The 26,754-nt window shown below is 70.2% G+C and carries 34 protein-coding genes and 1 pseudogene; 20 read left to right on the forward strand and 15 right to left on the reverse strand.

Annotated features, from left to right (window positions below; all coding sequences use genetic code 11):
* Positions 1–191: 191 nt before the first annotated feature.
* Complete coding sequence (locus ACZ5Y9_RS00925) at positions 192–1,688, reverse strand: MATE family efflux transporter (RefSeq protein WP_464472006.1); 1,497 nt, start codon at positions 1,686–1,688, stop codon at positions 192–194.
* Positions 1,689–1,810: 122 nt separating this feature from the next.
* On the opposite strand from ACZ5Y9_RS00925, the gene ACZ5Y9_RS00930 reads away from it, so the two are divergent.
* From ACZ5Y9_RS00930 to ACZ5Y9_RS00955, 6 genes are all read left to right on the forward strand, one after another.
* Entirely contained in the window at positions 1,811–2,455 is a 645-nt protein-coding gene (locus ACZ5Y9_RS00930; RefSeq protein ID WP_247624172.1) for an IMPACT family protein, read from the forward strand.
* A gap of 107 nt (positions 2,456–2,562) precedes the next feature.
* Positions 2,563–3,480 (forward strand): J domain-containing protein, encoded by a 918-nt coding sequence (locus ACZ5Y9_RS00935; protein ID WP_464472007.1) that lies wholly within the window; start codon positions 2,563–2,565, stop codon positions 3,478–3,480.
* A 94-nt stretch (positions 3,481–3,574) separates the two neighbouring features.
* Positions 3,575–3,997: a Fur family transcriptional regulator gene (locus ACZ5Y9_RS00940; RefSeq protein ID WP_247624170.1), complete on the forward strand. Its 423-nt coding sequence runs from the start codon at positions 3,575–3,577 to the stop codon at positions 3,995–3,997.
* A gap of 76 nt (positions 3,998–4,073) precedes the next feature.
* Positions 4,074–5,525 carry a catalase gene (locus tag ACZ5Y9_RS00945; protein WP_247624169.1) on the forward strand — a complete coding sequence of 484 codons (1,452 nt, stop codon included), beginning with the start codon at positions 4,074–4,076 and terminating at the stop codon, positions 5,523–5,525.
* Between the two features lie 137 nt (positions 5,526–5,662).
* Positions 5,663–6,469 (forward strand): alpha/beta fold hydrolase, encoded by an 807-nt coding sequence (locus ACZ5Y9_RS00950; RefSeq protein WP_281731544.1) that lies wholly within the window; start codon positions 5,663–5,665, stop codon positions 6,467–6,469.
* A gap of 186 nt (positions 6,470–6,655) precedes the next feature.
* Positions 6,656–6,925: a hypothetical protein gene (locus ACZ5Y9_RS00955; protein ID WP_464472008.1), complete on the forward strand. Its 270-nt coding sequence runs from the start codon at positions 6,656–6,658 to the stop codon at positions 6,923–6,925.
* A 100-nt stretch (positions 6,926–7,025) separates the two neighbouring features.
* Here ACZ5Y9_RS00955 and ACZ5Y9_RS00960 read toward each other — a convergent pair whose 3' ends face one another.
* The 3 genes from ACZ5Y9_RS00960 to msrB form a co-directional block, all read right to left on the reverse strand.
* A complete protein-coding gene (locus ACZ5Y9_RS00960; protein ID WP_464472009.1) occupies positions 7,026–7,265 on the reverse strand; it encodes a hypothetical protein in 240 nt (79 codons plus the stop codon).
* Positions 7,266–7,470: 205 nt separating this feature from the next.
* A complete protein-coding gene (msrA, locus tag ACZ5Y9_RS00965; RefSeq protein ID WP_247624158.1) occupies positions 7,471–8,016 on the reverse strand; it encodes a peptide-methionine (S)-S-oxide reductase MsrA in 546 nt (181 codons plus the stop codon).
* A complete protein-coding gene (msrB, locus tag ACZ5Y9_RS00970; protein WP_247624157.1) occupies positions 8,013–8,501 on the reverse strand; it encodes a peptide-methionine (R)-S-oxide reductase MsrB in 489 nt (162 codons plus the stop codon). Before msrB ends, msrA begins: the two co-directional genes overlap by 4 nt.
* Before the next feature lie 146 nt (positions 8,502–8,647).
* Between msrB and ACZ5Y9_RS00975 the strand changes: the two genes are divergently transcribed.
* The 4 genes from ACZ5Y9_RS00975 (at position 8,648) to ACZ5Y9_RS00990 (ending at position 11,931) form a co-directional block, all read left to right on the forward strand.
* Complete coding sequence (locus ACZ5Y9_RS00975) at positions 8,648–9,499, forward strand: hypothetical protein (protein ID WP_464472010.1); 852 nt, start codon at positions 8,648–8,650, stop codon at positions 9,497–9,499.
* A 35-nt stretch (positions 9,500–9,534) separates the two neighbouring features.
* Positions 9,535–9,915, forward strand: coding sequence for a hypothetical protein (locus ACZ5Y9_RS00980; protein ID WP_247624155.1), 381 nt, complete (start codon positions 9,535–9,537; stop codon positions 9,913–9,915).
* A 107-nt stretch (positions 9,916–10,022) separates the two neighbouring features.
* The gene (locus ACZ5Y9_RS00985; RefSeq protein WP_336641482.1) at positions 10,023–10,940 is read left to right on the forward strand and encodes a DUF808 domain-containing protein; all 918 of its coding nucleotides are present in this window, start codon (positions 10,023–10,025) and stop codon (positions 10,938–10,940) included.
* Between the two features lie 52 nt (positions 10,941–10,992).
* Entirely contained in the window at positions 10,993–11,931 is a 939-nt protein-coding gene (locus ACZ5Y9_RS00990; RefSeq protein WP_464472011.1) for a DUF1214 domain-containing protein, read from the forward strand.
* Positions 11,932–11,952: 21 nt separating this feature from the next.
* On the opposite strand, the gene ACZ5Y9_RS00995 is transcribed toward ACZ5Y9_RS00990, so the two are convergent.
* Together ACZ5Y9_RS00995 and ACZ5Y9_RS01000 are read right to left on the reverse strand one after the other, a co-directional pair.
* A complete protein-coding gene (locus ACZ5Y9_RS00995; RefSeq protein WP_464472012.1) occupies positions 11,953–12,654 on the reverse strand; it encodes a hypothetical protein in 702 nt (233 codons plus the stop codon).
* Positions 12,655–12,706: 52 nt separating this feature from the next.
* Positions 12,707–13,459, reverse strand: coding sequence for an SDR family oxidoreductase (locus tag ACZ5Y9_RS01000; RefSeq protein ID WP_464472013.1), 753 nt, complete (start codon positions 13,457–13,459; stop codon positions 12,707–12,709).
* A 130-nt stretch (positions 13,460–13,589) separates the two neighbouring features.
* Between ACZ5Y9_RS01000 and sigJ the strand changes: the two genes are divergently transcribed.
* The 3 genes from sigJ to pnuC are packed head-to-tail and all read left to right on the forward strand — an operon-like array spanning position 13,590 to position 15,830.
* Positions 13,590–14,513 carry an RNA polymerase sigma factor SigJ gene (sigJ, locus tag ACZ5Y9_RS01005; RefSeq protein WP_464472014.1) on the forward strand — a complete coding sequence of 308 codons (924 nt, stop codon included), beginning with the start codon at positions 13,590–13,592 and terminating at the stop codon, positions 14,511–14,513.
* A 46-nt stretch (positions 14,514–14,559) separates the two neighbouring features.
* Positions 14,560–15,078: an N-acetyltransferase family protein gene (locus ACZ5Y9_RS01010; protein WP_464472015.1), complete on the forward strand. Its 519-nt coding sequence runs from the start codon at positions 14,560–14,562 to the stop codon at positions 15,076–15,078.
* A gap of 2 nt (positions 15,079–15,080) precedes the next feature.
* Complete coding sequence (gene pnuC, locus ACZ5Y9_RS01015) at positions 15,081–15,830, forward strand: nicotinamide riboside transporter PnuC (protein WP_247624148.1); 750 nt, start codon at positions 15,081–15,083, stop codon at positions 15,828–15,830.
* On the opposite strand, the gene ACZ5Y9_RS01020 is transcribed toward pnuC, so the two are convergent.
* The 6 genes and pseudogenes from ACZ5Y9_RS01020 to ACZ5Y9_RS01045 form a co-directional block, all read right to left on the reverse strand.
* Entirely contained in the window at positions 15,739–16,182 is a 444-nt protein-coding gene (locus ACZ5Y9_RS01020) for a hypothetical protein (protein WP_464472016.1), read from the reverse strand. The genes pnuC and ACZ5Y9_RS01020 overlap by 92 nt on opposite strands.
* A gap of 166 nt (positions 16,183–16,348) precedes the next feature.
* Positions 16,349–17,560: an MFS transporter gene (locus ACZ5Y9_RS01025; protein ID WP_247624146.1), complete on the reverse strand. Its 1,212-nt coding sequence runs from the start codon at positions 17,558–17,560 to the stop codon at positions 16,349–16,351.
* Positions 17,561–17,572: 12 nt separating this feature from the next.
* Positions 17,573–17,980 carry a TetR/AcrR family transcriptional regulator gene (locus ACZ5Y9_RS01030; protein ID WP_464472017.1) on the reverse strand — a complete coding sequence of 136 codons (408 nt, stop codon included), beginning with the start codon at positions 17,978–17,980 and terminating at the stop codon, positions 17,573–17,575.
* A 15-nt stretch (positions 17,981–17,995) separates the two neighbouring features.
* A pseudogene (locus ACZ5Y9_RS01035) lies at positions 17,996–18,076 on the reverse strand (TetR family transcriptional regulator); the annotation flags it as partial.
* 48 nt (positions 18,077–18,124) lie between these two features.
* Positions 18,125–18,721, reverse strand: coding sequence for a sugar O-acetyltransferase (locus tag ACZ5Y9_RS01040; protein WP_247633499.1), 597 nt, complete (start codon positions 18,719–18,721; stop codon positions 18,125–18,127).
* Positions 18,722–18,764: 43 nt separating this feature from the next.
* A complete protein-coding gene (locus ACZ5Y9_RS01045; RefSeq protein WP_336641473.1) occupies positions 18,765–19,607 on the reverse strand; it encodes a helix-turn-helix transcriptional regulator in 843 nt (280 codons plus the stop codon).
* Between the two features lie 125 nt (positions 19,608–19,732).
* Between ACZ5Y9_RS01045 and ACZ5Y9_RS01050 the strand changes: the two genes are divergently transcribed.
* The gene (locus ACZ5Y9_RS01050; RefSeq protein WP_464472018.1) at positions 19,733–20,701 is read left to right on the forward strand and encodes an SDR family oxidoreductase; all 969 of its coding nucleotides are present in this window, start codon (positions 19,733–19,735) and stop codon (positions 20,699–20,701) included.
* On the opposite strand, the gene ACZ5Y9_RS01055 is transcribed toward ACZ5Y9_RS01050, so the two are convergent.
* Both ACZ5Y9_RS01055 and ACZ5Y9_RS01060 read right to left on the reverse strand, forming a co-directional pair.
* The gene (locus ACZ5Y9_RS01055) at positions 20,679–20,858 is read right to left on the reverse strand and encodes a hypothetical protein (RefSeq protein WP_247633496.1); all 180 of its coding nucleotides are present in this window, start codon (positions 20,856–20,858) and stop codon (positions 20,679–20,681) included. The genes ACZ5Y9_RS01050 and ACZ5Y9_RS01055 overlap by 23 nt on opposite strands.
* Positions 20,859–20,897: 39 nt before the next feature.
* Positions 20,898–21,260, reverse strand: a complete 363-nt coding sequence (locus tag ACZ5Y9_RS01060) for a DUF4406 domain-containing protein (protein WP_464472019.1) — start codon at positions 21,258–21,260, stop codon at positions 20,898–20,900.
* A gap of 56 nt (positions 21,261–21,316) precedes the next feature.
* Here ACZ5Y9_RS01060 and ACZ5Y9_RS01065 point away from each other — a divergent pair, with 56 nt between their 5' ends.
* The gene (locus tag ACZ5Y9_RS01065) at positions 21,317–22,063 is read left to right on the forward strand and encodes a DeoR/GlpR family DNA-binding transcription regulator (protein ID WP_464472020.1); all 747 of its coding nucleotides are present in this window, start codon (positions 21,317–21,319) and stop codon (positions 22,061–22,063) included.
* Between the two features lie 359 nt (positions 22,064–22,422).
* Positions 22,423–22,872, forward strand: coding sequence for a carboxymuconolactone decarboxylase family protein (locus ACZ5Y9_RS01070; protein ID WP_247633493.1), 450 nt, complete (start codon positions 22,423–22,425; stop codon positions 22,870–22,872).
* A 151-nt stretch (positions 22,873–23,023) separates the two neighbouring features.
* Here ACZ5Y9_RS01070 and ACZ5Y9_RS01075 read toward each other — a convergent pair whose 3' ends face one another.
* Positions 23,024–23,908, reverse strand: coding sequence for a helix-turn-helix domain-containing protein (locus ACZ5Y9_RS01075; protein ID WP_464472021.1), 885 nt, complete (start codon positions 23,906–23,908; stop codon positions 23,024–23,026).
* A gap of 139 nt (positions 23,909–24,047) precedes the next feature.
* On the opposite strand from ACZ5Y9_RS01075, the gene ACZ5Y9_RS01080 reads away from it, so the two are divergent.
* The 4 genes from ACZ5Y9_RS01080 to ACZ5Y9_RS01095 all read left to right on the forward strand — a co-directional run bounded on the left by ACZ5Y9_RS01080 (position 24,048) and on the right by ACZ5Y9_RS01095 (position 26,659).
* Positions 24,048–25,076, forward strand: coding sequence for a zinc-dependent alcohol dehydrogenase family protein (locus ACZ5Y9_RS01080; RefSeq protein ID WP_404597064.1), 1,029 nt, complete (start codon positions 24,048–24,050; stop codon positions 25,074–25,076).
* A gap of 25 nt (positions 25,077–25,101) precedes the next feature.
* Positions 25,102–25,512, forward strand: a complete 411-nt coding sequence (locus ACZ5Y9_RS01085) for a (R)-mandelonitrile lyase (protein WP_247624135.1) — start codon at positions 25,102–25,104, stop codon at positions 25,510–25,512.
* Positions 25,509–25,826 carry a carboxymuconolactone decarboxylase family protein gene (locus ACZ5Y9_RS01090; protein WP_247624134.1) on the forward strand — a complete coding sequence of 106 codons (318 nt, stop codon included), beginning with the start codon at positions 25,509–25,511 and terminating at the stop codon, positions 25,824–25,826. Before ACZ5Y9_RS01085 ends, ACZ5Y9_RS01090 begins: the two co-directional genes overlap by 4 nt.
* 239 nt (positions 25,827–26,065) lie before the next feature.
* Positions 26,066–26,659 (forward strand): GNAT family N-acetyltransferase, encoded by a 594-nt coding sequence (locus ACZ5Y9_RS01095; protein WP_247624133.1) that lies wholly within the window; start codon positions 26,066–26,068, stop codon positions 26,657–26,659.
* Positions 26,660–26,754 lie beyond the last annotated feature (95 nt).

The raw sequence follows: 26,754 nt of genomic DNA on the forward strand, positions 1-26,754 counted from the left end.
GATGACCCCCCGGTCTGCGGAATCTCCGCACTCTCCACAGTAGAAAAGCGTACGCGGATCCCCATCCGTCTCACGCATGATCTTTGTCATCCTTTCGGAGGACAGCGATCGGAACCCTTCTTCTACTAGACGACCGAAGTGCTCATTTCTGACGCGGTTTCGGCGTTCGATTCGCGTGGGGTCCGGATGCCTCAGCGGCGCGCCCTGCGGCGCGACGGGCGCAGGGTCAGCCGACGCAGGCCGCGCTTGCGCACGACGGGGATCGGCTGGGTGACGACCGCGTCGACCACCATCGATCCGTCGGTCGGGCCGACGATCGCCATCGCCGAGGTCTCGGTCGCCTCGGCGGGCGCGACGGGCAGTTTCGCGAGCGCGCGATGCGCCTTCACGTACGCGGGCACCAGCAGCACGATCGCGCCGACCCAGGCGAGCGGGTTGCTCAACGCGACGCCCGCGAACCCGATGACCGCGCCGAGTGCGACCGCCGCGACGACGCGCATGACCAGCTCGATCACGCCGGTGACCGTCGGAACGAGCGTGTGGCCGAGCCCCTGCAGCGCGCCGCGCAGCACGAACAGGATGCCGAGCGCCCAGTAGCCCGCACCGTTGATGATGAGCATGAGGTGCGCGAGATCGACGACCTCGTCCGACCCCTCGCCGACGAACAGGCGCACCATCGGCGCACCGAAGGCGACGAGCAGTCCGCCGAGCACGAGGCCCGCGGCGATCGCCATCCACGTCGCCTCCTTGACCCCGCGGCGGATGCGGTCGGGGCGGCGTCCGCCGTGGTTCTGCGCCGCGTACATCGAGGTCGCCAGCCCCAGTGACGAGAGCAGGGCGACGGCGAGACCGTCGACGCGCGAGGCGGTGGTGTAGGCGGCGACGGCATCCGATCCCAGCGTGTTCAACGCGACCTGCACGGTCAGCGTGCCGATCGCGATGATCGAGGCCTGGAAGCCCATCGGCAGGCCGAGGCGCAGGTGCTCGGCGATGTCGGCGCGGGTGACGCGCCAGTCGCTGCGACGCAGGTGCAGCATCGGCAGGCGACGACGCACGAACTCTAGGCACAGGGCGACCGAGATGGCCTGGGCGATGACGGTGGCGAGGGCCGCTCCGCCGACACCCCACTCGAGCGGGCCGACCATGAGCACGACGAGTCCGACGTTGAGCGCGCAGGAGATGGTGAGGAAGACGAGCGGGGTGCGCGAGTCGCCGATCGCGCGGATGATCGCCGACAGGTAGTTGAAGAACATCGTGGCGCTCGCGCCGAGGAAGCTGATCTGCGTGAACGTCGTCGCCTCGGGCATGAGCTCGGTCGGCGTCTGCAGGAGGGCGAGCAGGGGGCCGGCGATCAACGGCGCGCACGCCGTGAGGATCACGCTCGTCGCGCCGCTGAGCAGCACGCCGGTCGCGACCGAGCGACGGACGGCCGCGTTGTCCCGCGCACCGAACGCCTGGGCGATCGGGATCGCGAATCCGCTCGTCAGTCCCCACGCGAAGCCGAGCAGCAGGAACAGCAGGGGTCCGGTCGCACCGACCGCGGCGAGCGAGGTCACGCCGAGGTGCCGCCCGACGACGATCGCGTCGGCGAACTGGTAGAGCTGCTGCACGACGTTGCCGAGCAGCAGGGGGATCGAGAAGGCGAGGATGACGCGCCACGGACGGCCCGTCGTGAGGGAGGTTGCCATGAGGGAGGACTCGCAGGGCTGGAGTACGGATGCGGGGATGGCGGCACTGCTCCGTGTCGCGGGAAAGAGTCTATCGAATCGATTCGGTGAAGTGCACGCGAATCCGTGGATAGGGTGGGCGGATGAGCAGGTATCCGGCGACGATCGCGGGTGCCGTCGACCACGAGCTCGCCATCAAGAAGTCGCGGTTCCTCACGCACATCGCGCCGGTCGGGTCGGTCGAGGAGGCCGAGGCGGTGATCGCCGGCATCCGCAAGAGGGCGTGGGATGCCGCGCACAACTGCACCGCGATGGTGACCGGTCTGCTCGGCGATCAGGCCCGCTCGTCGGACGACGGAGAACCGTCGGGCACCGCGGGGATCCCGATGCTCGAGGTGCTGCGCCGCCGCGAGCTGACCGATGTCGTCGCCGTCGTCACCCGCTACTTCGGCGGCGTGAAACTCGGCGCCGGCGGGCTCGTACGGGCCTACTCGACCGCGACCTCGGAGGCGCTCGACCTCGCCCGGCTGGTGCGGCGCGAGGCCCTCACCCAGGTGCGGATCGAGGTCGCGCACGCCGACGCCGGGCGCTTCGACAACCTGCTGCGCGACTGGGCCGGCCACCACGGCGCCACGCTCGGCGAGCCCGCGTACGGCGCGGCGGCCACGCTCGAGGTCTGGGCGCCGGCGCTCGAGATCGCGCACCTGACGGATGCCGTGGCCGCGGCATCCGGCGGGGACGTCGTGCCCGTGGTCGGTGTCGAGCGGGTGGTCGACGTTCCGGAGTGAGGGCGTTTCTCGGGGCGGGCCCTTCGACAGGCTCAGGGACCCACTCCGCACAACTGGGTCGCTGAGCCTGTCGAAGCGTCCCCCACCCACGCGGATATTCTGAGGGGATGTTCGACAGCCCGCTCTCGGCCTCGGCGTACGAGGTCCTCGGGGTGACGCCGGGCACCGACGACGACGAACTGCGCCGCGCGTATCGCGCCCGCCTGCGCGAGGCGCATCCCGACACGGGCGGCGATGCGGCGGTGTTCATCCGGGTGCAGCGGGCGTGGGAACTCATCGGCACCCCCGCGGGCCGCGCGAGCTACGACCGCACGCGCAGCGGCGGAGACGAGTGGCGCGCGCCCGAGCCCGCCCGCACCGACACACGCCCGCGCCCGAAGACCTCCGGCGAGGCCGGCGCCTGGCGCCGTGCCCGCTACGTGGCATTGCTCGAGGAGTGGGCGGGCGAGAGCATCCCCGACCCGTACGCCCCGAGCCTCGTGCGCGCCGCACCCCGCGCCCTGCGCCGCCTGCTCGCCGACGCCCTGGCCGAAGAGGGCACCGCCCACGCGGTGGCGGGGCTGGGCATGGGCTTCACGCTCTGGCACGGGATCGCGACCAGGCCCGCGAGCGCCGGCGACGACGCGGATGCCGAGCACCGCCTCGACCACGTGATCCTCGGACCGTCGGGCCTGTACGGGGTGATGTCGGCCGACTTCGGCGGCGTCGTGGGTTTCCGCCGCGGCGAGATCACGGGCCCCAGCCTCGGGCACCGCGCCCCCGTGACCGACCTGCTCGCACAGATCCGCTCCGTCGCCCGGGCGGCCCGCGTGACCTTCAGCGGCGCGATCGTGGTGCTGCCCGACGACGACCTGTCGATGCCCTCGACGCCTCTCGGGAGCATCCGCGGTCTGCCCGTCTTCGTCGTGCGCCGCAGCATCCTGCCCACTCTCCTGCGCCAGGGCCTGCCGGGTACGCGGGTGATCGGTGGCAACGAGCTGTTCGACATCCGCACGCGCCTTCGGCACAGCATCCGCCACCTCTGACGCACGCCGCACCTCTGACGCACGCGATCGGGCGACACGCGGGCCGACACGCCGTACTTTTGAATCACTAAAAAGAGCGGGTAGGGTCGGAGACATGGAGACCACACTCGATCAGGCGCTTCGCGGCGCCGGACTGAGGGCGACTGCGGGCCGCGTCGCCGTTCTCGAGGCGCTGGACTCCATGGCCCATACGGATGCCGAACGCCTCTACCGGGCGATCTCGGAGGTGCTGCCGACCACGTCGATCCAGTCGGTGCACAACATCCTCGCGGACCTGACGACGGCGGGCCTCGTCCGCCGGATCGAACCGGCAGGCTCCGCAGCGCTCTACGAACGGCGCATCGGCGACAACCATCACCACATCGTCTGCACATCCTGCGGGGCCGTCGGCGATGTGGACTGCGTCGTCGGCGAAGCGCCGTGCCTCACCCCGTCGTCTTCGGGGGGATTCACCGTCCAGACAGCAGAAGTCACCTTCTGGGGCCTGTGCCCCAGCTGCCAGAACGCCGCGCAGTAGTCCGACGCATCCGCCACCGACCCGCCACCCGCGGAGAAGGGCTGTTCGCCGTACCCGCGCGCAGAAGGAGAACACCATGACGAAACCCGCCACCACCACCCAGACCGGCACCCCGGTCGCGAGCGACGCGCACTCGCTCACCGTCGGAGCCGACGGCCCCACCGTCCTGCACGACCGCTACCTCGTCGAGAAGCTCGCCTCCTTCAACCGCGAGCGGGTGCCGGAGCGCAACCCGCACGCCAAGGGCGGCGGCGCTTTCGGCGAGTTCGTCGTCACCGAAGACGTCTCGGCCTACACCCGCGCGGCCGTCTTCCAGCCGGGCGCCACCAGCGAGACGCTGCTGCGCTTCTCCTCGGTCGCCGGCGAGCAGGGCTCCCCCGACACCTGGCGCGACGTGCGCGGCTTCTCCCTGCGCTTCTACACGACCGACGGCAACCTCGACATCGTCGGCAACAACACCCCCACCTTCTTCATCCGCGACGCGATGAAGTTCCCCGACTTCATCCACTCGCAGAAGCGCCTCGGCGATTCGGGTCTGCGCGATGCCGACATGCAGTGGGACTTCTGGACCCTCTCGCCCGAGACCTCGCACCAGGTCACCTACCTCATGGGCGATCGTGGCCTGCCGCGCAGCTGGCGCCACATGAACGGCTACGGATCGCACACCTACCAGTGGGTCAACGCCGCGGGCGAGCGCTTCTGGGTGCAGTACCACTTCCTGTCGAAGCAGGGCGTCGAGGCGATGGGCGCCGACGAGGCCGAGCGCCTGGCCGGATCGGATGCCGACTTCTACCGCCGCGACCTGTTCGACTCGATCGCCGCGGGCGACTTCCCGGAGTGGGACGTCTACGTGCAGATCATGCCGTACGACGAGGCCAAGGCGTACCGCTTCAACCCGTTCGACCTCACGAAGACCTGGTCGAAGAAGGACTACCCGCGCATCAAGGTGGGCACGTTCACCCTGAACCGCAACCCGGAGAACTTCTTCGCGCAGATCGAGCAGGCGGCGTTCTCGCCCGGCAACCAGGTGCCCGGTACCGGCATCTCGCCCGACAAGATGCTCATGGCGCGCGTCTTCGCGTACCCCGACGCGCAGCGTCACCGCGTCGGCACGAACTACAACCAGCTGCCGGTCAACCAGCCGCATGCCGCAGAGACCCGCAACTACATGCACGAGGGCAACATGCAGTATCGGTTCAACCCCGCCGAGCACCGCGTCTACACCCCGAACTCCTACGGTGCGGCCGGCGGCCCCGAGGCCGACCCGCAGGCGGGTGTCGAGGCGAGCTGGGAGTCCGACGGCGAGCTGATCCGCTCGGCGGCGACCCTGCACAGCGACGACGACGACTTCGGTCAGGCGGGCACGCTGTACCGCGAGGTCTTCGACGACGTGCAGCGCGCACGCTTCCTCGAGACCCTGACCGGTCAGGGCAAGTCGATCACGGTGGACGGCATCCGCGAGCGCTTCTTCCAGTACTGGACGAACGTCGACGCCGCGCTCGGAGAGGCCCTGCGTAGCCGCGTCTGAGGTGAGTCGGGTCACTGACGGATTCGCGTCGAGACCTACCACCGCCGTCGAGACCCATCGCCCCGCACGTCGGGGGCGGTGGGTCTCGACGTTCCCGGTGGGTCTCGACGCGCATGCACGCCCCGCCGCAGAGCAGAATGGATGCCGTGGCTGTCCCTCTCTCCGACCTCACCCGCATGCCCGAACCCCAGCAGGTCTACGCCGCTGACGGCACTCGCCTCGCGACGTACACCTGGGGAGAACTCGACGCCCCGGTCGTCGTGATCGTGCACGGGTTCGCCTCGAACGCCCGTGACAACTGGGTCCTCACCGGCTGGGTGCGCGAGCTCACCAAGGCCGGGTACCGCGTGCTCGCCCTCGACCAGCGCGGGCACGGACTCAGTGAGAAGCCTCACCAGGCCGAGGACTACAGCATCCGCACCCTCGTCACCGACGTCGAAGCCGTGATGGACGCGTACCTCGTCGACGACGCCGTGTACGTCGGATACTCATTGGGCGCGCGGGTGGGCTGGGAGGTCGTGAAGGAGCTACCGCACCGCATCGGCCGTGCCGTGCTCGGCGGGGTGCCCGACGGCATCCCCCTCGCCCGTCTCGACCTCGACCAGGTGCGCGCGTACATCGCCGACGGAACGCCAGTCGCCGACCCGACGACCCAGAACTACATCGCCCTGACCGAACGAGTGCCCGGCAACGACCTGCGCGCGCTCGTCGCGCTGGCCGAGGGCATGCGGGCGTCCGGGTCGATCGACCCCGACCCGGCGGATGCCCCCACCCGCCCGATCCTCTTCGCGACGGGGTCGAAGGACGCGATCATTGAGGGCTCGCGCGCCCTGGCATCGGCCGCCCCCGACGCCCGCTTCTTCGAGATCCCCGACCGCAACCACTTCAACGCCCCGGGCTCGTCGGCGTTCAAGAGCGCCGCGGTGGAGTTCCTGCAGGGTTGAGGGCTGGAGCTGCCGGACGCGCGCAGCGGAGGAGATCACACGCTCTGCAGGACCGGTTTCGGCATCCGCTCCTGCATTGCGCGAGATCTCCTGTGGACGTGATGCGCCGGGTACCCTGACGGCGCGACCACGAAGACAGAGCGCGGCTCACGGAGCGACGTCTTCCTGAGCGTCTTCCTGACGTGGATGCTGACGGTGTTCGGCTTCGGGGCCTCGATCGTCGCCCTGTGGTTGATCGCGTTCAGCGGCTGGGGTGAGCCCGGATCCAGCCCGCAGATCGTGTCCGCCCTCACCGTTGCGCACCTGATCGTCGGAGTGGGCGCGATTGCAGCCGGAATCGTGTTGTCGCTGGCGCTCCGCGAACACGCACGTCTCATCGCGCTCATCGTCCTCTGCACCGTGGGGCTGTCGGCCGCGGGATCCATCGTCGGCGCGTGGATGGTCGCTTCCGGCTGAGGGCCGATCCGGCCGCGCGCAGCGGAGGAGATCACACGCTCTGCAGGACCGGTTTCGGCATCCGCTCCTGCATTGCGCGAGATCTCCTGTGGAGCGTGCGTCAGTCGGCGGCTGCGCCCCGCGACTGTTCGCCCTCGCGCGAGCGCCGCACGAACCAGGCGGTCGGGCCGATGACCGGCACCAGTGCGATGACCAGGAACCACAGCAGGAAGCGGATGCCGACGACTCGGCGATCGCGCACGGCGGAGACGAGAGCGACCACCGTGTAGACCATCGCCCCAACCCACAGCGCGAAGAGGATCACGTCGTAGGCGGTGGGGATGAGCGGGTTGGCGTCCATACGGGAGTCTCCTCAGCGGTCGAGAGCCCAGCCTTTCACGCCGTCGGGCACCGCGTCGGGCGGAGATCTCGGCGTTGGGCGGAAATTCCGGGACAGTTCGTCCGCCCAACGCGGAGAACTCCGCCCAACCGCGCGCCCCGCGCCCCCGCGCCCCACGCATGCGAAAGGCCCGCCGCCTCCGAGAGACGACGGGCCGGGCAGAGACTCAGACCGCGGTCTCGGCGCGCTTCGGCAGCACCCATCCCGCACGCGGGAAGTGGCAGGTGTAGCCGTTCGGGTACTTGATCAGGTAGTCCTGGTGCTCGGGCTCGGCCTCCCAGAACGGGCCCTCGGCCTCGATCGTGGTGACGGCCTTGCCCGGCCAGAGGCCCGAGGCATCGACGTCGGCGATGGTGTCGCGGGCGACCTGCTGCTGCTCGGGGCTCAGCGGGAAGATGGCCGAGCGGTAGCTCGACCCGATGTCGTTGCCCTGACGGTCACGCGTCGACGGGTCGTGGATCTGGAAGAAGAACGCCAGGATGTCGCGATAGGTCGTCTTGGTCGGGTCGAACACGATCTCGACCGCCTCGGCGTGACCGGGGTGGTTGCGGTAGGTGGCGTGGTCGTTCTGGCCGCCCGTGTAACCGACCCGGGTGTCGAGCACGCCGGGCTGGCGGCGGATCAGGTCTTCCATGCCCCAGAAACAACCGCCGGCGAGAACCGCCGTCTCGGTGCCGGGGGTGCGGGTGATGGTTCCGGTGTCATCGGTCATGACTGCTCCTCGGAGTCGTGGGTGGTGGTGCCGGTGCCGTCGGCGGAGAAGAGGCCGCTGTAGCGACCGTACCCCTCTTCGACGAGCTGGTCGGCGGGGATGAAACGCAGGGCCGCGGAATTCATGCAGTAGCGCAGGCCTCCGGCGTCGCGCGGGCCGTCGTCGAAGACGTGCCCGAGGTGGCTGTCTGCCCCGCTGGATCGCGCCTCGGTGCGCTTCATGAACAGCGAGCGGTCGGTGCGGGTGGTCACGGCATCCGCCTCGATGGGCTTCGTGAAACTCGGCCATCCCGTGCCGCTGTCGAACTTGTCGGTGGAGCTGAACAGGGGCTGGCCCGAGACGACGTCGACATAGATGCCGGCGTCGTGGTTGTTCCAGTAGGCGTTGCGGAAGGGCGGCTCGGTGGCATCCTCCTGCGTGACCTCGTACTGCAGGTGCGTGAGGTCGCTGACGGCCTCGGGCGTCTTGCGGAAGTCGTTCGACATGGTCTGTGTCTCCTTTGTCCGACGCCGCTGGCTGCGACGTCTCTGATCACAACCAGCGAGCGACCCGTTTTGGTCCCGCAGGGCTGAGAGCGGGCTGTGAGTTTTTCTTCGTCACGCGAGCACGCGGACATGAGACGATTCCGAGGATGGATGCCGCCAACGATGCCGAACTGCGCGAACTCCGCGCCCGCGCCTACGGCCCGAGGGCCGACATCACGAACGACCGCGCCGCGATGCGACGTCTGCGCGAACTCGAAGCGGCCCGACGTGCCGAGCAGAGCGCCGCGACGGCTCCCGCAGGACCGCCGGTCGGCGCGGAAGAACCGGATGCCGCCCCCGCCGAGCAGCTCCCCACCGACGCGGCACCGGCGGTCGCCGCCCGCTCCGGTGCCCCCACCGCCGACGACGGCGAGCCCGAGTGGTGGCACCCCGGCGACGAACCCGACGATGACGCTCGCGTCGGGGCGACGGCATCCGTTCCTCGTCGGCGACGCGTACTCTGGGCGCTCTCGGTGATCGCTTCGGCCGCCGTGGCTGCCGGCGTGACCTACGCGCTCACCGGGGTTGCACCGGTGTCGGCATCGTCGGGTGTGCCGCAGACGACGACCCTGCATCCGACCTCGGCGACCGCGGTGCCGCAGGGGTTCTTCGGCGCCGCGGAGGACACCCCCGTCTACGACTTCTATGGCCTCACGCTGTTCCACGCCGAGGGCGGTTTCGGGGTCGGCGGGAGCGGTGTCACGGATGTCTGCATCATCGCCGTCGCGACCGAGGAGGTGCCCGCGGTCGACTCCTTCGACTCCACGTCGTGGGGAGTCAACGGCCCCATCTACAACGGATGCAGCGCGGGTGCGTTCCCCGCGACCATCGAGGTCCCCCTGCGGAGCGAAGCGCCCGAAACGCTCCGCGCCCGGTTCCCCGAGGCGCGTGGCGTGCAGTTCGTGCTCGACGGCGACCGCATCGGGGTGTTCGTCGACAACGGGCCGACGTTCGGCTGAACGGGGGCCGATCGGCCCGCCTCTAGGCTGATCCCGTGGATTACGCCGCCGATCTCCGCCGCCACCCGCCCGTCGCGGGAGCGACGACCGACACCGGACTCATCGAGTTCGAGTGCGACCTTCTGCGAGGCACCGACGATGAACTCGGGATCCAGGCGTACGCGACATCGTCCGCATCGCTCGAGAGCGACGTGCTGCCGGTGCTCACGAATGCGCTGGATCGGCTCGATTCCCTCCGTCGGATGATGCCCGAGTACGACGCCGACCTGGCGATCGTGACGCTGTACGAGGGGCGCCTCGGCCTGACGTTCTGGGAGCGCACCCAGAACAACGAGTTCATCGCGATCTTCACCCCCGACGACGCCGCCCCGCACGGGTGGCGCTACGACGGGCTCGGCGACCTCTTCGGCGGCTGAGGGCGCGCGGCCGTCCCGCGCTGCGGCGGCGCACTCCCGCGTCGCACTCCCGCGCCGCGCCGACTCGATAGAGTGTCTCGTCTGCACACACACCCTGGGGGACGCACATGTCGGTTGGTCTGCTCGCCGTCGTCGACGACATCCTGAGCGCGGCGATGAAGGCTTCGGCCAAGGCCGCGGGCGTCGTGATTGACGACGCCGCCGTCACGCCGCAGTACGTGCAGGGCATCACGCCCGCGCGCGAGCTGCCGGTCGTCGCGAAGATCGCCGTCGGGTCGCTGGCGAACAAGTTCGTCATCATCATCCCGGTCGCGCTGCTGCTCACCGCCTTCGCACCGTTCGTGCTGCCGTACCTGCTGATCCTCGGCGGCGCGTACCTCTGCTTCGAGGGCGCCGAGAAGGTGCTCGAGTGGTTCGGGGTGCAGCACGGCCACGCCGACGAGGGCGCCCGCAACGAGAACAAGCTCGTGTGGGGCGCCGTGCGCACCGACCTGATCCTTTCGACCGAGATCATGCTCATCTCGCTGTCGAACCTCGAGGCGGGCCTCGACATCTGGACCACCCTCGCGATCCTGGCCGTGATCGCGCTCATCATGACCGGCGTCGTCTACGGCGCGGTCGCGCTGCTGGTGAAGATCGACGACATCGGTCTCAAGATGGCGAAGAGCCGCGAGAAGCGCGTGCGCCACACCGGCATGCGCATCGTGCGATCGATGCCCGGAGTGTTCCGCTTCATCAGCATCCTCGGCACGGTCGCCATGCTCTGGGTCGGCGGGCACCTGCTGCTGGTCAACCTCGGCGAGGTCGGAGTGCACTTCGGCGCCGACATCCTGCACGGGATCGAGCACATCCTCGAACCTGCGGGCGCCGTCATCGTCTGGATCGGCGACACCCTCTTCTCGGCGATCGCCGGCCTCGCCGCCGGACTCATCATCGTCGGGATCGTGCTCGGGATCGCGAAGGTCTTCGGCAAGAAGCCGAACTTCCACGAGGGCGAGGAATCCCCCGCCGACGTGCACGCCTGACATTCGCCGACGAGGGTTCCCGTCGCGGAGCCGCTCTGCCACAATCGGGCGTGTGAGCACCCTGGTGAATGCCGACAACTTCGTCCGCGCCGAGAACGACCGCATGTTCGCCGACCTGCAGCGCGATGCGGGCGGCATCAACACGTTCTCGCACAACCGCGAACCGGCCGCGATCGACAAGCAGACCGTCATCCGCCTCAACCGCGACACCCTCTACAGCTTCGCCATCGTCGACATCTCGCAGGGCGCCTCGTTCACGCTGCCGGATGCCGGCGACCGCTACCTCTCGGCGATGGTCGTGAACGCCGACCACTACGTCAACCGCGTCTTCCACTCCCCCGGTGAGCACGAGCTCTCGGTGGAGGAGTTCGACTCCCCCTACGTCGCCCTCGCGATCCGCATTGTCGTCGATCCGGCCGACCCCGCCGACGTGGCGGCCGTCGTCGCCCTGCAGGATGCGATCGAGCTGCGGAGCGCCTCGGCCGTGCCGTTCGAGATGCCCGACTACGACACGGCCTCGTTCGACGAGACCCGGTCGGCACTGCTCACGTTGGCGGGGCGGATGACCGGCTTCGAGCGCACCTTCGGGCGCGTCGACGAGGTCGACCCGGTGCGCCACCTGCTCGGCACGGCCGCGGGATGGGGCGGACTCCCGACGAGCGAGGCGACGTATTTCGGAGCGAACCCACGCCTTCCCCTCGGCACCTACGAGCTGACGGTCGGCGACGTGCCGGTCGACGGCTTCTGGTCGATCTCGGTCTACAACGCCGAGGGCTTCTTCGAACCGAACGCGGCGGACGCCTACACGGTGAACGACATCACCGCCGAGAAGAACCCCGACGGATCGGTGACGGTGCACTTCGGCGACTGGCCCACGGGCACGCCGAACGTCATCCCGACGCCCGAGGGGTGGAACTACCTCGTGCGCCTGTACCGCCCGCGCGCCGAGGTGCTCGACGGGAGCTGGACGTTCCCGACGCTCACCGCCTGAGTCGGGCGGATGCCGGCCGGCTCAGCCGCGCCGACGGCGAACGACGATGCGCTTCTCGTCGGCGGGGTTCATCCGGTCGAACCAGACGTCGACGGATTCGCCCTCGACGAGCGGATCGGCGACGTCGATGACCGCGCCGCGACGAACGAAGCGCTGCGTGCCCTGTCCGTCGACGAAGGAGTAGGTGACAGCGGTGAGGATGCGCGTCGACTCACCGAAGTGCGTGTACCCCTGATTCGTCACCGTTCCGTCGACCGGATCGGAGCCGCGCACGATCTCCTCCTCGATACTCGCCTGCGTCGTACGACGACGCAGACCCACGACGGCCAGCACGGCGAACAGCGCGCCCACCCCGAGGAGGGAGACGCCGAGAACGATCGGTCCGGCGTTCAGCAGGCAACCGACTCCCGCGCCCGCGGTCACGAGCGCGATCGGCGCAGCCCACCCCGGGAGACGGAGGTTCTTGACCGAGAGCCGTACCCAGAAGATCAGACCGACGATCGCCGCGAGACCGCCGATCAGGGTACCCATCATCGCCACCAGCAGCCACCCGGTGTGCGCCGACACCTCGTCGGCCGCGGGCTCACGCGCCATCATGAGCACGCACGTCATCAGACCGCCCGCGCCGGCGAAGGCGAGGATGCCGGGGACGAAGAGATCCTTGATGGTCGGAACTCGAGCGGCTCGCGCGCGGCGGGCCGCATCGGGATCGACGGTGCTCATGCCTCCATCTGAGCACATTCTGCGCGTGCGCTCCAGAGAGGCCCTCCCGACCTCAGCCGCGCGCGTGATCCGGGCTGCGCAGCCATTCGTCGAACGTGATCGCGCCCTGCAGCGCGTCGGGCCCGCCGCGCAGCGCGCCGGAAGCCAGCCCGCGACCGTAGGCGCCGGGCAGCTTCACGTCGAGCACCCGCCGACGGATGCCGTCGAAGGCGAGCTGCCGTCGGGCGACGTCGACGAGCGTCTCATCGCGCGGACCCACGAGATCCTGCGCGCGCCCCACCGGCCCTGCCTCGACCACCCGCACCACGTGAGCGGCGACCTCGCGGGCGGCCACGGGGCGCATGAGCGTGCGCGGCGCGACCGCGAAGGGCCCGGCGATCTGCGCGAGCACCTGCCCCGCGAACTCGTGGAACTGCGCGGCGCGCACGATGGTGTGCGGGATCGTGCCCGCCGCGACCGCCCGTTCCTGGGCGAGCTTCGCCGCGTAGTACGCGGTGTCGATGCCGTCGATCCCCACGATCGAGAGCGCCACGTGGTGCGTCACCCCGACCTGCGCCCCAGCCGCGAGCAGGGTGCGCGTGCCGGTCGAGAAGAAGTCCCGCGCCTTCTTCCCCGACAGCGTCATGATGCTGGTGACGTCGATGACGGCATCCACTCCGGCGAGCGCCTCGGTCACCCCCTCACCGGTGAGCACGTTCGCCCCGCTCGCGCGCGCGAGCACGACGACATCGTGCCCGGCCTCGCGGGCGGTGCGGCTGACGTGGCGTCCGACGGTTCCGGTGCCTCCGGCGACGGCGATCCTCATGGGTGTTCCTCTCGTTCGGGGTGCCCTGCGCGTCACCCTGTCACAGGTCCGACGATGCAGTGGGCGCGAGTGTGAGGTCGGTAGTCTTCGAGAGCACCCGTCTTCGAGAGTGCCCCGACGAGGAGAACCCGTGGACGACGACCAGGACGACGTGTTCGGCGAACGGCGCCGTCTCACTTCCCTCGCCTATCGCATGACGGGAACCCTTGCCGATGCCGAAGACGTCGTGCAGGAGACGTACGTGCGCTGGTATCGCCTGACGGATGCCGAGCGCTCCGGCATCCTCAACCCGCCCGGGTGGCTCACCACGGTCGCGAGCCGCATCTCGCTCGACCTGCTGACCTCGGCGCGGCGACGACGCGAGCAGTACGTCGGGCAGTGGCTGCCCGAACCGGTGCCGCTCGACCTGTTCGTGGGTGGGGAGCGGATCGCCCCGGCATCCGTCGCCCTCGACGACCCGTTGGAGCGGGTCGCGCTCGATGAGTCGGTGTCGACCGCGCTGCTCGTGGTGCTGGAGTCGATGACGCCGGCCGAGCGGGTCGCATTCGTGCTGCACGACATCTTCGAGGTGCCGTTCCCCGAGATCGCCGAGATCCTCGGGCGCTCGGCGGCAGCGGTGCGTCAGCTCGCCACCTCGGCCCGGCGCCACGTGCGCGAGAACCGCACGAGCGCGGTGCCGCGCGCCGAGCACGACCGGGTGGTGCGGGCGTTCCAGCACGCGAGCCGTTCGGGCGGTATCGAGCAGTTGCTGCGGGTGCTCGCCCCCGACGTCGAGCTGCACAGCGACGGCGGCGGGGTCGTGCGCGCGGCGCTCAACGTCGTGGCCGGCGCCGATCGCGTGGCCCGGTTCCTGCTCGGGATCGCGGCGAAGCGCCCCGACATGCAGCTGGAGGAGATCGAGACAGGCGACGGGATCGCACTGCTGTTCCGCGAGTACGGCGAGGTCGTCAGCGTCGTGAACCTCGGCGTCACCGACGGGGCGGTGACCCGCGTGTGGATCATGATGAACCCGCACAAGCTGTCGCACTGGCGCACCGACGTCGCCGCATCCTGATACCGTCGGCGATGCGCTTCCCGCAGCGCAGACCCAGGAGAACCCCGTGCAGATCAGGGATGCCGGAGTCGCCGACCTCGAGGCGCTCACCGAGATACACAACCACGCCGTGGCGCACACGACCGCGATCTGGAACGAGGACTCCGTCGACGTCGACGACCGGGCCGCGTGGCTGGGCGAGCGTTCGTGCGACGGATTCCCGGTGATCGTCGCCACGGATGACACGGGCGTGCTCGGCTACGCGTCGTTCGGTCGGTGGCGCCCGCACAGCGGTTATCGGCACACGGTCGAGCACTCGGTCTACGTGCGCGAGGAGCAGCACGGACGCGGCATCGGACGCGCCCTGCTGACCGCGCTGATCGAACGGGCCCGCGCGCAGGGCGTGCACGTGATGGTCGCCGCCATCGAGAGCGGCAACGCCGCCTCGATCGCCCTGCACGAGAAGCTCGGCTTCGTCGAGGTCGGACGGATGCCGCAGGTCGGTGCCAAATTCGGACGCTGGCTCGACCTCACCTTCCTGCAGCTCACGCTCGACGAGCGGGCCACCCCCGCACCGGCATCCTGAGCATGGATCCCCTGAACTGGCTCGTCGAGGCGTTCAACTCGAACTGGGTGCTGCCCGGCGGGCAGACGCTCCTCGTGCGCGAGGTCGTCGGAAACGCCTTCGGTCTCGCGAGCGCGATCGGCGGGATGCGCCGGCGCATCTGGGCCTGGCCCGTCGGCATCATCGGCAACGTGCTGCTGCTGACCGTGTTCCTCGGCTCGGTGCTCAGCCCCGACCACTCGCTGCCGCACCTGCTCGGGCAGGCCGGACGCCAGGTGATGTTCATCGCCGTCGCGATCTACGGATGGGTGCGCTGGCGTCAGGCCGAGGGGGGTCGGATCCAGCCGCGGTGGGCGCCGACCGGAGCGCGCATCGGTCTGGTGCTCGCCCTGGTGATCGGCACGGTCGCGCTGACCCCGCTCTTCCGGGCGCTCGGTTCGTGGGAGCCCGTCTGGGCCGACGCCTGGACCTTCGTCGGCTCGCTGCTCGCGACCTACGGCATGGCCAAGGGGTGGACCGAGTTCTGGCTGATCTGGATCGCCGTCGACGTGGTGGGCGTGCCGCTGCTGTTCAGCTCGGGCTATTACGCCACCGGACTCATGTACGTGTTCTACGGCGGGTTCACCGCGGTCGGTTTCATCGTGTGGATGCGCACGCAGCGGCGGGCGGTCGAACCGATCCTCACCGCGCAGACCGGGCTGATCCCTGTGCAGAAGAGTGTGCAGAAGAAGAGCGCTCGGGGATCAGCAGCACGACCCCCAGCAGCAGACTGATCCCGAGCGCCACCATCTCGCCGACCGCCGATGCGAGCGGCATGTGCGCGAGGTGGAACGCGTGGTACGCGAAATGCAGCGTGCCGAAGACCGTCCAGGCGAGACCGAGCACGCGGTGCGCGATCGGGTGACGCCAGATCAGCCCGCCGATGCTCGCCGCTCCGAGCGCCAGGTACACGGCGCCGACATCGCGGATGAGGTGTTCGTTGAACGGACCGTCGACCGAGACCCACGAGCCGAGCACTCCGGGGAACGAGTCGTAGAAGCTCTGCGCCGCGAAGTACGCCCAGCCGCCGACGAACAGCGCGAGCAGGGCGGAGAACGCGAGGGCGAGGAAATGGAGTCGTCTCATGCTCCTGATGACGACGCGGGAGGGGCGGGTGTGAGGTCGGGGGTCGCCCGTCGCACCGCGGCCCCGTACCCAACTCAGGAAGATCGGGGCGAAACCGGCTGAATCCAGGCCAGATCGGCACCGAGGCGACCGACCTTCCTGAGTGAGGTACGCCCGTCCCCCGGGCTCACTCGCGCTCGCGCCGCCGCAGCACCCCGGCGAAGAGCACCACGGCGATGCCGACCGCGGGGATCAGCAGCAGCCCCACGCGCAGGCTCGTCGCGTCGGCGATCATTCCCACGACGGGCGGAGACAGCAGGAACCCGAGGCGCATGAGCCACGAGACGACCGTGAGTCCGGTGCCGTGACGTAGGCCCGGCAGCACATCGGCCTCGTTCATCGCGGCGGGAACCAGGGTCGCCACTCCGAACCCGGCGGCGGCGAAGCCGATGATCGTGCCGGGGATCGTGGGGAACGCGAGCGCGACACCCATGCCCACCACCACGATCACGCCACCGGCGCGCGCGACGAGTCGCTGGCCGAAGCGGTCGACGAGGCCGTCGCCGAGCAGGCGCCCGATGAACTGCGCGCCGACGAGCGCGATGAACCCGGTCGCCGCGATCGCCGCGGGGGCGCCGAGCGAGCCCAGGTACAGGGTCGCCCACGAGTTACCCGCGTCTTCGACGATCGTTCCGGCCATCGCGATGATCACCAGGGCGATCAGCATCAGGACCACGCGAGGACGGATGCCGGCACGCACCGCCGCGCGCACATCAGCGGGGTCGGCCACCGCCTCTTCGTCGGCGGCTGCGGCGGCCGCATCGAGTCCGGGGAGGCAGAACCGCAGCGCCGTCAGGGACACGGCCGAGAACAGCACCGCCGAGATCGCGAGGTGCACACCGATCGGCAGGCCGAGGGCGATCGCCGCGGCGGCCATCGATCCGCCGAGCACCGCACCGATCGACCAGACCGCGTGGAAGGAGTTGAGGATCGAGCGGCCGTACCCGCGCTGCACGCGCAGACCGTGCGCGTTCTGGGCGACGTCGGTGATGGCATCCATCGCGCCGCCGAGGAAGAGGCCCAGCGCGAAGAGCAGCACGCTGGGCGCGAGACCGGCGGCGAGCACTCCCACGCTCGTGAGCACGGTGCCGACGACCGCGACCTTCGCCGAGCCGAAGCGCCGGATCAGTGCTGCGGCGGCGAGACCCGCGACGATCGCACCGACCGGGAACGAGGCGACGGCGAGACCGTAGACGGTGTTGTCGAGCCCGAGCTGCTCCTTGATCTCGGGGTAGCGCGGCAGGATGTTGGCGAACAGCGCCCCGTTGGTGAGGAAGAGCGCGGCGACGGCGCCGCGGGCGCGACGATCGGCACGCGTGGGTGCGGTGGTGGTGGTCATGATCTTCCGAGGTCAGCGAGTGGTGATGCGCTCGACGGCGATGGCGACCTCGGCCGGGTCGCGCTCGTCGTCATCGAGGGCGCGATGGATCGAGAGGCCTTCGATCAGGGCGTCGAGCATCCGGGCGGTCTGCGGGTCGAAGTGCCGTTCGAGGGCCACGCGGCTCCGGGCCATCCACGCCGTCGTGATGGCCCGGTAAGCGGGATCGCGGGCGGCGAGCGTGTAGATCTCGTGCGAGAGAACGAGCTCGCGCGCATCGCCGAACACGTCGCGCAGGATCAGCTCGACCACCGCGGCGCGCGCCTCGGCGGGGTCGGATGCCGCCGCCATCCGCTTCTCGAACCGTTCGCTGATCTCGGTGCCGAAGCGCGTGAACGCCTCCCGCAGCAGGTCGTCGATGCCGTCGAAGTAGTAGGTCATCGACCCGAGGGGCACACCGGCGGCCTCGGCGATGCGACGGTGCGACGCCCCCGCGACGCCGGACTCGGCGACGACGTCGAGGCAGGCGTCGATGATGCGGTCGCGCGCGCGGGATCGTTCTGGCGCCCGCGGCGACTGCCCGGTTCAGGCGCCATCGGCCGTGTCGATCTCGCGGATCACGCGTGCCGGGTTGCCGACGGCGACGACGTTCGCCGGGATGTCGCGGGTGACGACGGCGCCCGCGCCGATCACGGAGTTCTCGCCGATGGTCACGCCGGGGCACACGATCACTCCCCCGCCGAGCCACACGTTGTCGCCGATGACGATGGGTTCGGCGGCCTCGAGCTTGTCGCGCCTCATCGTCGGGTCGATCGGATGCGTGGGCGTGAGCAACTGCACGTTCGGACCGATCTGGCAGTCGGCACCGATCGTGATCGTGGCGACGTCGAGTGCCGTGAGGTTGAAGTTCACGAAGGTGCGCGCGCCGATCGAGATGTGATCGCCGTAGTCGACGTGCAGGGGCGGACGGATCGCGACGTCGTCGCCGAGGTCGCCGATGAGGTCCTGCAGCCAGCCGCGCGCGGCCGGGTCGCCCGAGATCGTCTGCCGGTGGTAGAGGTCGGCCAGGCGCGCGGCGCGGGCCGTGCGGGCGGCGAGCTCGGGGTCGTCGCCGATGTACAGGTCGCCGGCGAGCATCCGCTCCCGCTGCGTGCGGGGATCGCCCGCGAAGTAGTCGGTCATGGATCGAGGGTATCACCGTATGCGTACGATCGTACGCACTATCTCAGACCGCAACGCGAGGGGCCAGGGCCGACAGCATCCGCAGCTTCTCGTGGCTCTCGCTCCCGGGGATCGCCGTGTACACGAGCAGCGCCTGCGACTGCTCCGGATCGAGCAGGCTCTGACAGGTGAGTTCGAGCGCCCCGAGATCCGGGTGCACGAAGCGCTTCGTCTCGTGCGGGCGGAGCCCGACCTCGTGCGTCTCCCAGATCTCCCGGAACTCGGCGCTCTGCGCGTGCAGATCGTCGGCGATCGCCGCCGCTCGCGACCGGGGGCCGCGCCGTGCGATCACCTCGCGCAACCCCGACACCCAGAGCCGGGAGAGGTAGTCGTGCTCATCCTCGGCGTACAGCTCGCGCGTGCGCGGGTCGCTGAACCAGCGATATCCGATGCTGCGCTCGGGACCGCGCAACGATGCCGTATCGCCCGTCAGCGCGATCCCGAGCGGCGTCTGCCGCAGTGTCTCGCCGAGCTCGCTGACGATCTCGGCCGGGGTGTCGCCCAGGCGGTCGAAGATGCGCAGCATGCCCGGGCCGATGTGGTCGCCCGCTCCCCCGCGCGGTGGCGGTTCGTGCCCCGCGAGGCGGAAGAGGTGGTCGCGCTCGTCGATCGTGAGGTGCAGGCCCTGCGCGATCGCGGCGATCATCTGCTCCGAGGGCAACGGCCCGTCGCCGCGTTCGAGACGGGCGTAGTAGTCGGCCGACATATGGCTGAGCGCCGCGACCTCCTCCCGGCGCAGCCCCTCGGTGCGGCGGCGCTGACCCCGGTGCAGCCCGACGTCCTCCGGCTGCAGACTGTCTCGGCGCAGTCGCAGGAACCCCGCCAGCGCCTCTCTGTCGATCGCCATCCGGCACCGTCCTTTCGCCGCACCGATCCTCGCACCCGCGGCCGAGGCGTATCCACTGCATGACGTGTCCTGGATGCGCGGGGCCGACGACCGCACGCTGGAAGCAGACCACGAAGGAGCACACCATGACCCGCAGAAGCATCGACATCGAGATCCCCGACCTCACCGGCCGCCGCGCCGTCGTCACGGGAGGCAGCGACGGCATCGGCCTGCGCATCGCGACCCGCCTCGCCGCCGCCGGCGCCGAGCTGGTGCTGCCCGTGCGCAATCCGGCGAAGGGCGAGGCCGCGGCATCCGTCATCCGCGCCACCGCGCCCGACGCCCGCGTGCAGATCGCCGCGCTCGACCTCTCGTCACTGGCATCCGTCGCTGCACTCGGCGAGAGCCTGCTGTCGGACGGACGACCGATCCACCTGCTCGTGAACAACGCCGGCGTCATGACTCCACCCGATCGCCAGACCACCGCCGACGGCTTCGAGCTGCAGTTCGGCACCAACCATCTCGGCCACTTCGCCCTCGTCGGGCACCTGCTTCCGCTGCTGCGGGCCGGGCGGGCACGCGTGACCTCGCAGGTGAGCGTCGCCGCGAACCAGGGCGCCATCAACTGGGACGACCTCGGGTGGGAGCGTTCGTACAACGGCGGGCGCGCCTACAGCCAGTCCAAGATCGCGTTCGGGATGTTCGGGCTCGAGCTCGACCGTCGCAGCGCGGCCCACGGCTGGGGCATCACGAGCAATCTGTCGCACCCGGGTGTCGCCCCGACGAACCTGCTCGCGGCGCGACCCGAGCTCGGGCGATCACGCGACACCGTGGGGGTGCGCGTGATCCGCTGGGCCTCGGCGCGCGGCATCCTGCTGGGCACTCCCGAGACCGCGGCGCTGCCCGCGCTGTACGCGGCGACGTCATCGGATGCCCGGGCCCGCCGCCTCTACGGCCCGAAGGGACCCGGACACCTCGGCGGTGCACCGGCCGAGCAGCCGCTCTACTCACGGCTGCGCAGCGAGGCGGATGCCGCGCGCATCTGGCGGCTGTCGGAGGAGCTGACGGGTGTCGCGTTCCCTGACGCCGCGATCAGTCGGTCGACCGCGAGCTGAACAGCCCGCGCAGCACGAGGAAGACCACGACCGCGACGACCAGCACGATCGCGAGCTTGGCGACGAACCAGAGGATCGAGAACAGCGCGCTCACGATCCACCAGGCGATCACGATCGCCACGATGACGCCGAGGATGGTCCAGAGGTTCTTGGTCATGCCTCCAGCCTAGGTTCCCTCGCGGGGCGTTCGAATCGCTCAGGCCGCCGGGATCTCGTCGATCGAGAAGTACACCGGCAGGCCGCTCTCGCGAGCGATCTCGACGTCCGTGTCGGCGCCGGCGGATGCCCCGGGCAGACGCAGCACCGCATCGCAGTGCTGCAGCAGCCGGTGCGCGGTCTCGTACATGACGTCGCCATCGGCGTCCGCGGCGTCCGCCGCGCCGAGCGTGCGCAGGATCGGCAGCGCGACCCATTCGCCGATCATCGGCACGTGCCCGAGGCGGAAGATCGGAGCGGATGCCTCTTCGAGCCGCTCGAGGTTGGCGGCGATGCGCGCGGGGTCGCCGTCGGTTCCGGAGCGGTAAGGGCCGGCGATCAGGATCAGCAGTGGAGTTCTCATGCCGAAGACTGTAGCGTTAACCGTGCAAGAACGTGCAACTTCATGAAGGAACGCAAATGCTCGGTGCGCAGCGCAAAACCCACCTGCTCGAGATCCTCGCCCGCGACGGCCGGGTCGTCGCGAAGGACGTCGCCGCCGAACTCGCGCTCTCCGAGGACTCCATCCGCCGCGACCTGCGCGAACTCGCCGACGAGGGCAAGGTCATCCGTGTCTACGGCGGCGCCCTCCCGGTGCCCGCCGCCGACCGCCCCGTCGACGAGCGGTCGGACCTCGCGACGGCGAGCAAGGAGCGGGTCGCCCGGCGTGCGGCCGACGGCATCCGTCCGGGCTCGACCATCGTGCTCGACGCCGGCACGACCACCCTCGCCCTCGCCCGTCTGCTGCCGTCCGGCGCCGATCTCACCGCCATCACCCCGAGCCCCGCGATCGCCCTCGCGGTCGCCGCGCACTCCGATGCGCGGGTCGTCATGATCGGCGGTGAGCTGTCGCGGCACTCGATGGTCGCCGGGGGCGCGCTCGCGATGGAGGCGATCCGCCACCTCGCCGCCGACACGTTCTACCTCGGCGCCACCGGCATCCACCCCGAGCACGGCCTCACCACCGGCAGCCTCGACGACGCCGTCACCAAGCGCGCCATCGCCGAGCGCTGCGCCGAGACGATCGTGCTCGCGAGCGAGGAGAAGATCGGCGCGGTCTCGCGCTTCCCCGTGCTCGATCTCGCCGCCGTGACGGCCGTGATCACCGATCCGCTCGACGAGAATCCGCTGATCGCAGGGCTGGCCTCGGCGATCGCGCGTTCATAACTCCGGAAGAACATCGGCGAACCGCCAAGTTCGCACCGCTTTCGGACTCCGCAGACTCGTTTTCGAGGAGTTATGAACCGCAACCGGCTCAGACCGGTACCGGAGCTGTACCCAACTCAGGAACAACGGGCGAAACCGCACCGAGAACAGTCGATTCGGACCGCCCGAGCCCTGATCTTCCTGAGTTGGGGACGCGGGGTGCGCGTGACTCCGGAGAATCGGAGGGTTCGGGCCGGATTCGACCGAATCGGGGCCGGCGGCACGAAGTCTTCCGGAGTCACGCGCACCGTCCGTCACACTTCCCGCGGCTACGGCGTCAACACTTCGACGGCGCACCCCGCGCCGACGAAGGAGACAACGTGTCGCACGTCAACATCGGCAAGACCTACCCCGCTCCCTACCAGGCGATGCTCGCGTTCGCGGGCACGGCCGCCGAGGCCGGAACGGATGCCGGGCTCTCGCCGCTGCTCGTCGAACTGGTGAAGGTGCGGGCCTCGCAGCTCAACGGCTGCGCGTTCTGCCTGCGCATGCACGCCGCGGATGCCGTGAAGCACGGCGAGACCGCCGACCGACTGGCCGTGCTCGCCGGCTGGTGGGAGTCGCAGTACTTCAGCCCCGAGGAGCAGGCCGCCCTCGTCATCGCCGAGCGGGTGACCCTGATCGGCGACCACGGGCGCCTGCCCGATCGCGGCATCACGCCCGAAGACGTACTGACCGAGAAGCAGATCGCCGCGGTCACCTGGCTCGTCGTCGTGATCAACAGCTGGAACCGGATCGCGATCACGAGCCACTACCCCGTCGCGCCCTGACCGCGCGCGGGCCGGAACCGAGAGGGAGGGGAGGACGCTCCCCAGCCTCCTCCCCTCCGTGATGCCCCGGTCCGACGGGGAGACGGACCGAGGACGTGGCGCGCGATGAGGGAACGGCGCCATCTAACACGACGAGACCGGTGCGATTTTCTTACGCGGTTTCGGCGGCGACTTCGACGGGAGGATGCTCCGCCGCCCACGAGGCGAGCAGACGCAGCCGCTCGGCCGACGGCGATCCGGGTTCGGCTGTGTAGATCATGAGCACGTTGCCGGGCTCGGCGGTGATCGCGAGTTCCTCGTAGGCGAGCGTCAGCTCACCGACGACCGGGTGCCGGAACCGCTTCGTGCCGGTGCCGTGGATCCGCACATCGTGCGCCGCCCACAGCGCACGGAAGACCTCGCTACGGGTCGACAGCTCGCCCACCAGATCCTGCATGCCCTTGTCGTGCGGGTCGCGGCCCGCCTCGGCGCGCATGATCCCGACGCACATGCTCGCGAAGAGATCCCAGTCCGGGTAGAAGTCCCGCGACGCGGGGTCGAGGAACTGGAAGCGCGCGAGATTCGGGGTGCGCCCGCCATCGCCGATCACGGGCGAGTAGAACGCGCGGCCCAGCTCGTTGGTCGCGAGCAGGTTCTGGTTCGCGTCGCGCACGAAGGCCACGGCATCCGTCATCGCGGCGAGCGCCCACGTCAGACTCGGGCGCGGGGCGCTCTGTTTCGTCGCGCGGCGGCGCGCACGCCCACTGGCGGGCACGCCGTCGGCGGCGCGCGCCAGGTCGAGCAGATGCGCACGCTCGGCCTCGTCGAGCAGCAGCGCCCGCGACAGCGCATCGAGAACGGATGCCGACGCCCCGGCGAGCGCGCCCCGTTCGAGTTTCGCGTAGTACTCCACGCTCACCCCGGCGATCGCTGCGACCTCACTGCGCCGCAGCCCGGCGACACGACGGTTGGTGCCTGCGGTGAGTCCCACCGCCTCGGGGGTGAGCCGTGCGCGGCGGGTCATCAGGAACTCGCGCACCTCGGATCGGTTGTCCATGACTTCAGGGTAGGTCGCAGGTCGCCTCTGCGGGAGGCGCGAGGGGTGCCCTGCCGGTACACCCCTTCGCAGGGACTCCCTCCCCCGTCGCGCGAGGCGCACAGTGGGAAGCATCCACTCAGAGAAGGAGACCACCCACATGCGTGGAGTCGTCATGCACGCCCCCGGCGATGTCCGGACCGAAGACCTCGAGATGCCCGTCATCGTCGAGCCGACCGACGCGATCATCCGCGTCACCGCGACCTGCATCTGCGGGTCGGACCTCTGGCCGTACCGCGGCCTCGAGCCCCTCGCCCCGCACGGACAGCGGATGGGCCACGAGTACATCGGTGTCGTCGAGACCGTCGGCGATTCCGTGACCTCCGTCGCGCCCGGAGACTACGTCGTCGGCTCGTTCGTCGCCTCCGACAACACCTGCGAGATCTGCCGAGCGGGCTACCAGTCGCGCTGCGTGCACCAGGTGATGATGGGATCCGTCGGCACCCAGGCGCAGTACGCGCGCATCCCCCTCGCCGACGGCACCCTCGTGAAGACGCCGGGCGAGCCCTCCGCCGACCTCGTGCCGTCGCTGCTCGCGGCATCCGATGTGCTCGGCACCGGCTGGTACGCGGCCATCGCCGCCGAAGCCGGCCCCGGCAAGACCGTCGCGGTCGTCGGTGACGGCGCCGTCGGACTCCTCGGCATCCTCGCCGCGAAGCAGCTCGGTGCGGAGCGCATCATCGCGATGTCGCGGCACGCCGACCGGCAGGCGCTCGCGCGCAGATTCGGTGCGACCGACATCGTCGAGGAGCGCGGGGATGCCGGCGTCGCCGCGATCAAGGAGCTGACCGGCGGACTCGGTGCGCACAGCACCATCGAGGCCGTCGGCACGCAGGAGTCGATGGAGCAGGCGATCCGCGCGACGCGGGCCGGCGGGCACGTCGGATACGTCGGCGTCTCGCACGACGTGTCGCTCGACGGCTTCGAGCTGTTCTTCTCGAGCGTGCACCTGCACGGCGGGCCCGCTCCCGTGCGCGCCTACCTGCCCGAGCTGATCCAGCTCATCTGGGACCGCGAGATCGACCCCGGCGTCGTCTTCGACCTCACGTTGCCCCTCGACGAGGCATCCGAGGGGTACAAGGCGATGGACGAGCGCCGTGCGACCAAGGTGCTGCTGACGACGGACTGACCGTCGGCTTTCGAGAGGAGACACCATGAACATCGAAGCATCCGTGCCCACCACGAAGAACCCGCCGGAGCAGTTCGCCGGCGACGTCTGGCTCGACGTGATCGCCGCCCCGCACGAGGCGGGCCAGCGCGCGACCGTCGCCCTCGTGCGCTTCGCGCCCGGCGCCCGCACCGCCTGGCACTCGCATGCGCGCGGCCAGTACCTGCGCGTGACCTCGGGTGTGGCCCGGTTCGGCGACCGCGACGGCAACATCATCGAGGTGCATCCGGGGCAGACGCTCTACACGCCGCCCGGCCAGGATCACTGGCACGCGGCGGCACCCGGCTGCTTCATGGAGCACATCGCGATCCTCGAAGCGGGCGACGACCCGGCGGCGACCACGACGTGGAAAGAGCACGTGACGGATGCCGAGTTCGACGGGGCGGTCGGCGCATGACCGGCTGGACGGGCGGGCAGCGTTCCGTCGGCGACATCGCCCCGGCCCTCGCCCACTACACGGATGCCGTGCTGTTCGACGAGGTCTGGGCCAGGCCCGAACTCTCGCCGCGCGACCGCAGTCTCGTCACGGTGTCGGCGCTCGTCACGCTCGGGGCCGTCGATCAGCTCGAGTTCCACCTGGGCTTCGCCCGCGACAACGGCGTGACCGAGGAGGAGCTGGTCGAGGCGATCACGCACTTGGCGTTCTACGTGGGCTGGCCCCGGGCGATGGGCGCGATCGCGGCGGCGCGGAGGGCGTTCGCGGCGTCCTGAGTGACGGCATCCGGCTGTTCTCCTGCACGACTTCGGAGCTCTCGGGTCTCGCCTCTCGCCTCTCGCCGGCACAACTTCGGAGCTCTCGCTTCTCCCCCGCACAACTTCGGAGTTCTCGGGCGACACGCCGGGGGGACGGATGCCGCGACGCGGCGTGTCTCGTCGGATCTCCGAAGTTGTGCGGCAGCTGACCCGCGCATACGCGTAGACCGCGGCGCGAGCCCGGGTACCGTGGGCAGGTGTTCGAAGAGACCGTGACCGACCGGCTGATCCTCACTCCCATCGCCTCGGCGGATGCTCGGACCGTTGACGCGATCTTCGCGCTGCAGTCCGACCCCGCGACGTGGGCGCATCTGCCGGAGGCCGTCGAGACCGACATCTCCCAGAGCCGGGCTCGCGCGGCCGATCACGGAAAGTCGTGGGCGGAGTTCGGCCTCGGCTGGTGGGTGCTGCGACTGCGCGCGCCCCTCGGAGACCTCGACACCGAAACGGTCATCGGGATCGGCGGGGCTGCGATCCGACCGCATCAGGCCGCCGCATGGAACCTCGGTTACCGGCTCACTCCGGGCGCCTGGGGACACGGGCTCGCGACCGAGGTCGGCCGTGCGGGCCTGGCCGCGGCGACCGCCGCCCGCCCCGATCTGCCCGTCACCGCCCGCGTGCTCGCCCACAACCGCGCGTCGTGGCGCACGCTCGAGCGGGTGGGTCTCGCGCAGGTCTGGGAGGGAGACGCGCCCGCCGACTACGCCCTCACGTCGGGCATGCGGCGACGTGTCTATGCCGATCGAGCTCTGTCCCCGGAACTCTGCGACCGTCTCATCGCCCTGGGCTGATCCGGTCGCGCCCCCGCACGACTTCGGAGTTCTCGGGCGACACGCCGGGGGACGGATGCCGCGACGCGGCGTGTCTCGTCGGATCTCCGAAGTCG

This window comes from Microbacterium sp. T3-8 (assembly GCF_055398145.1).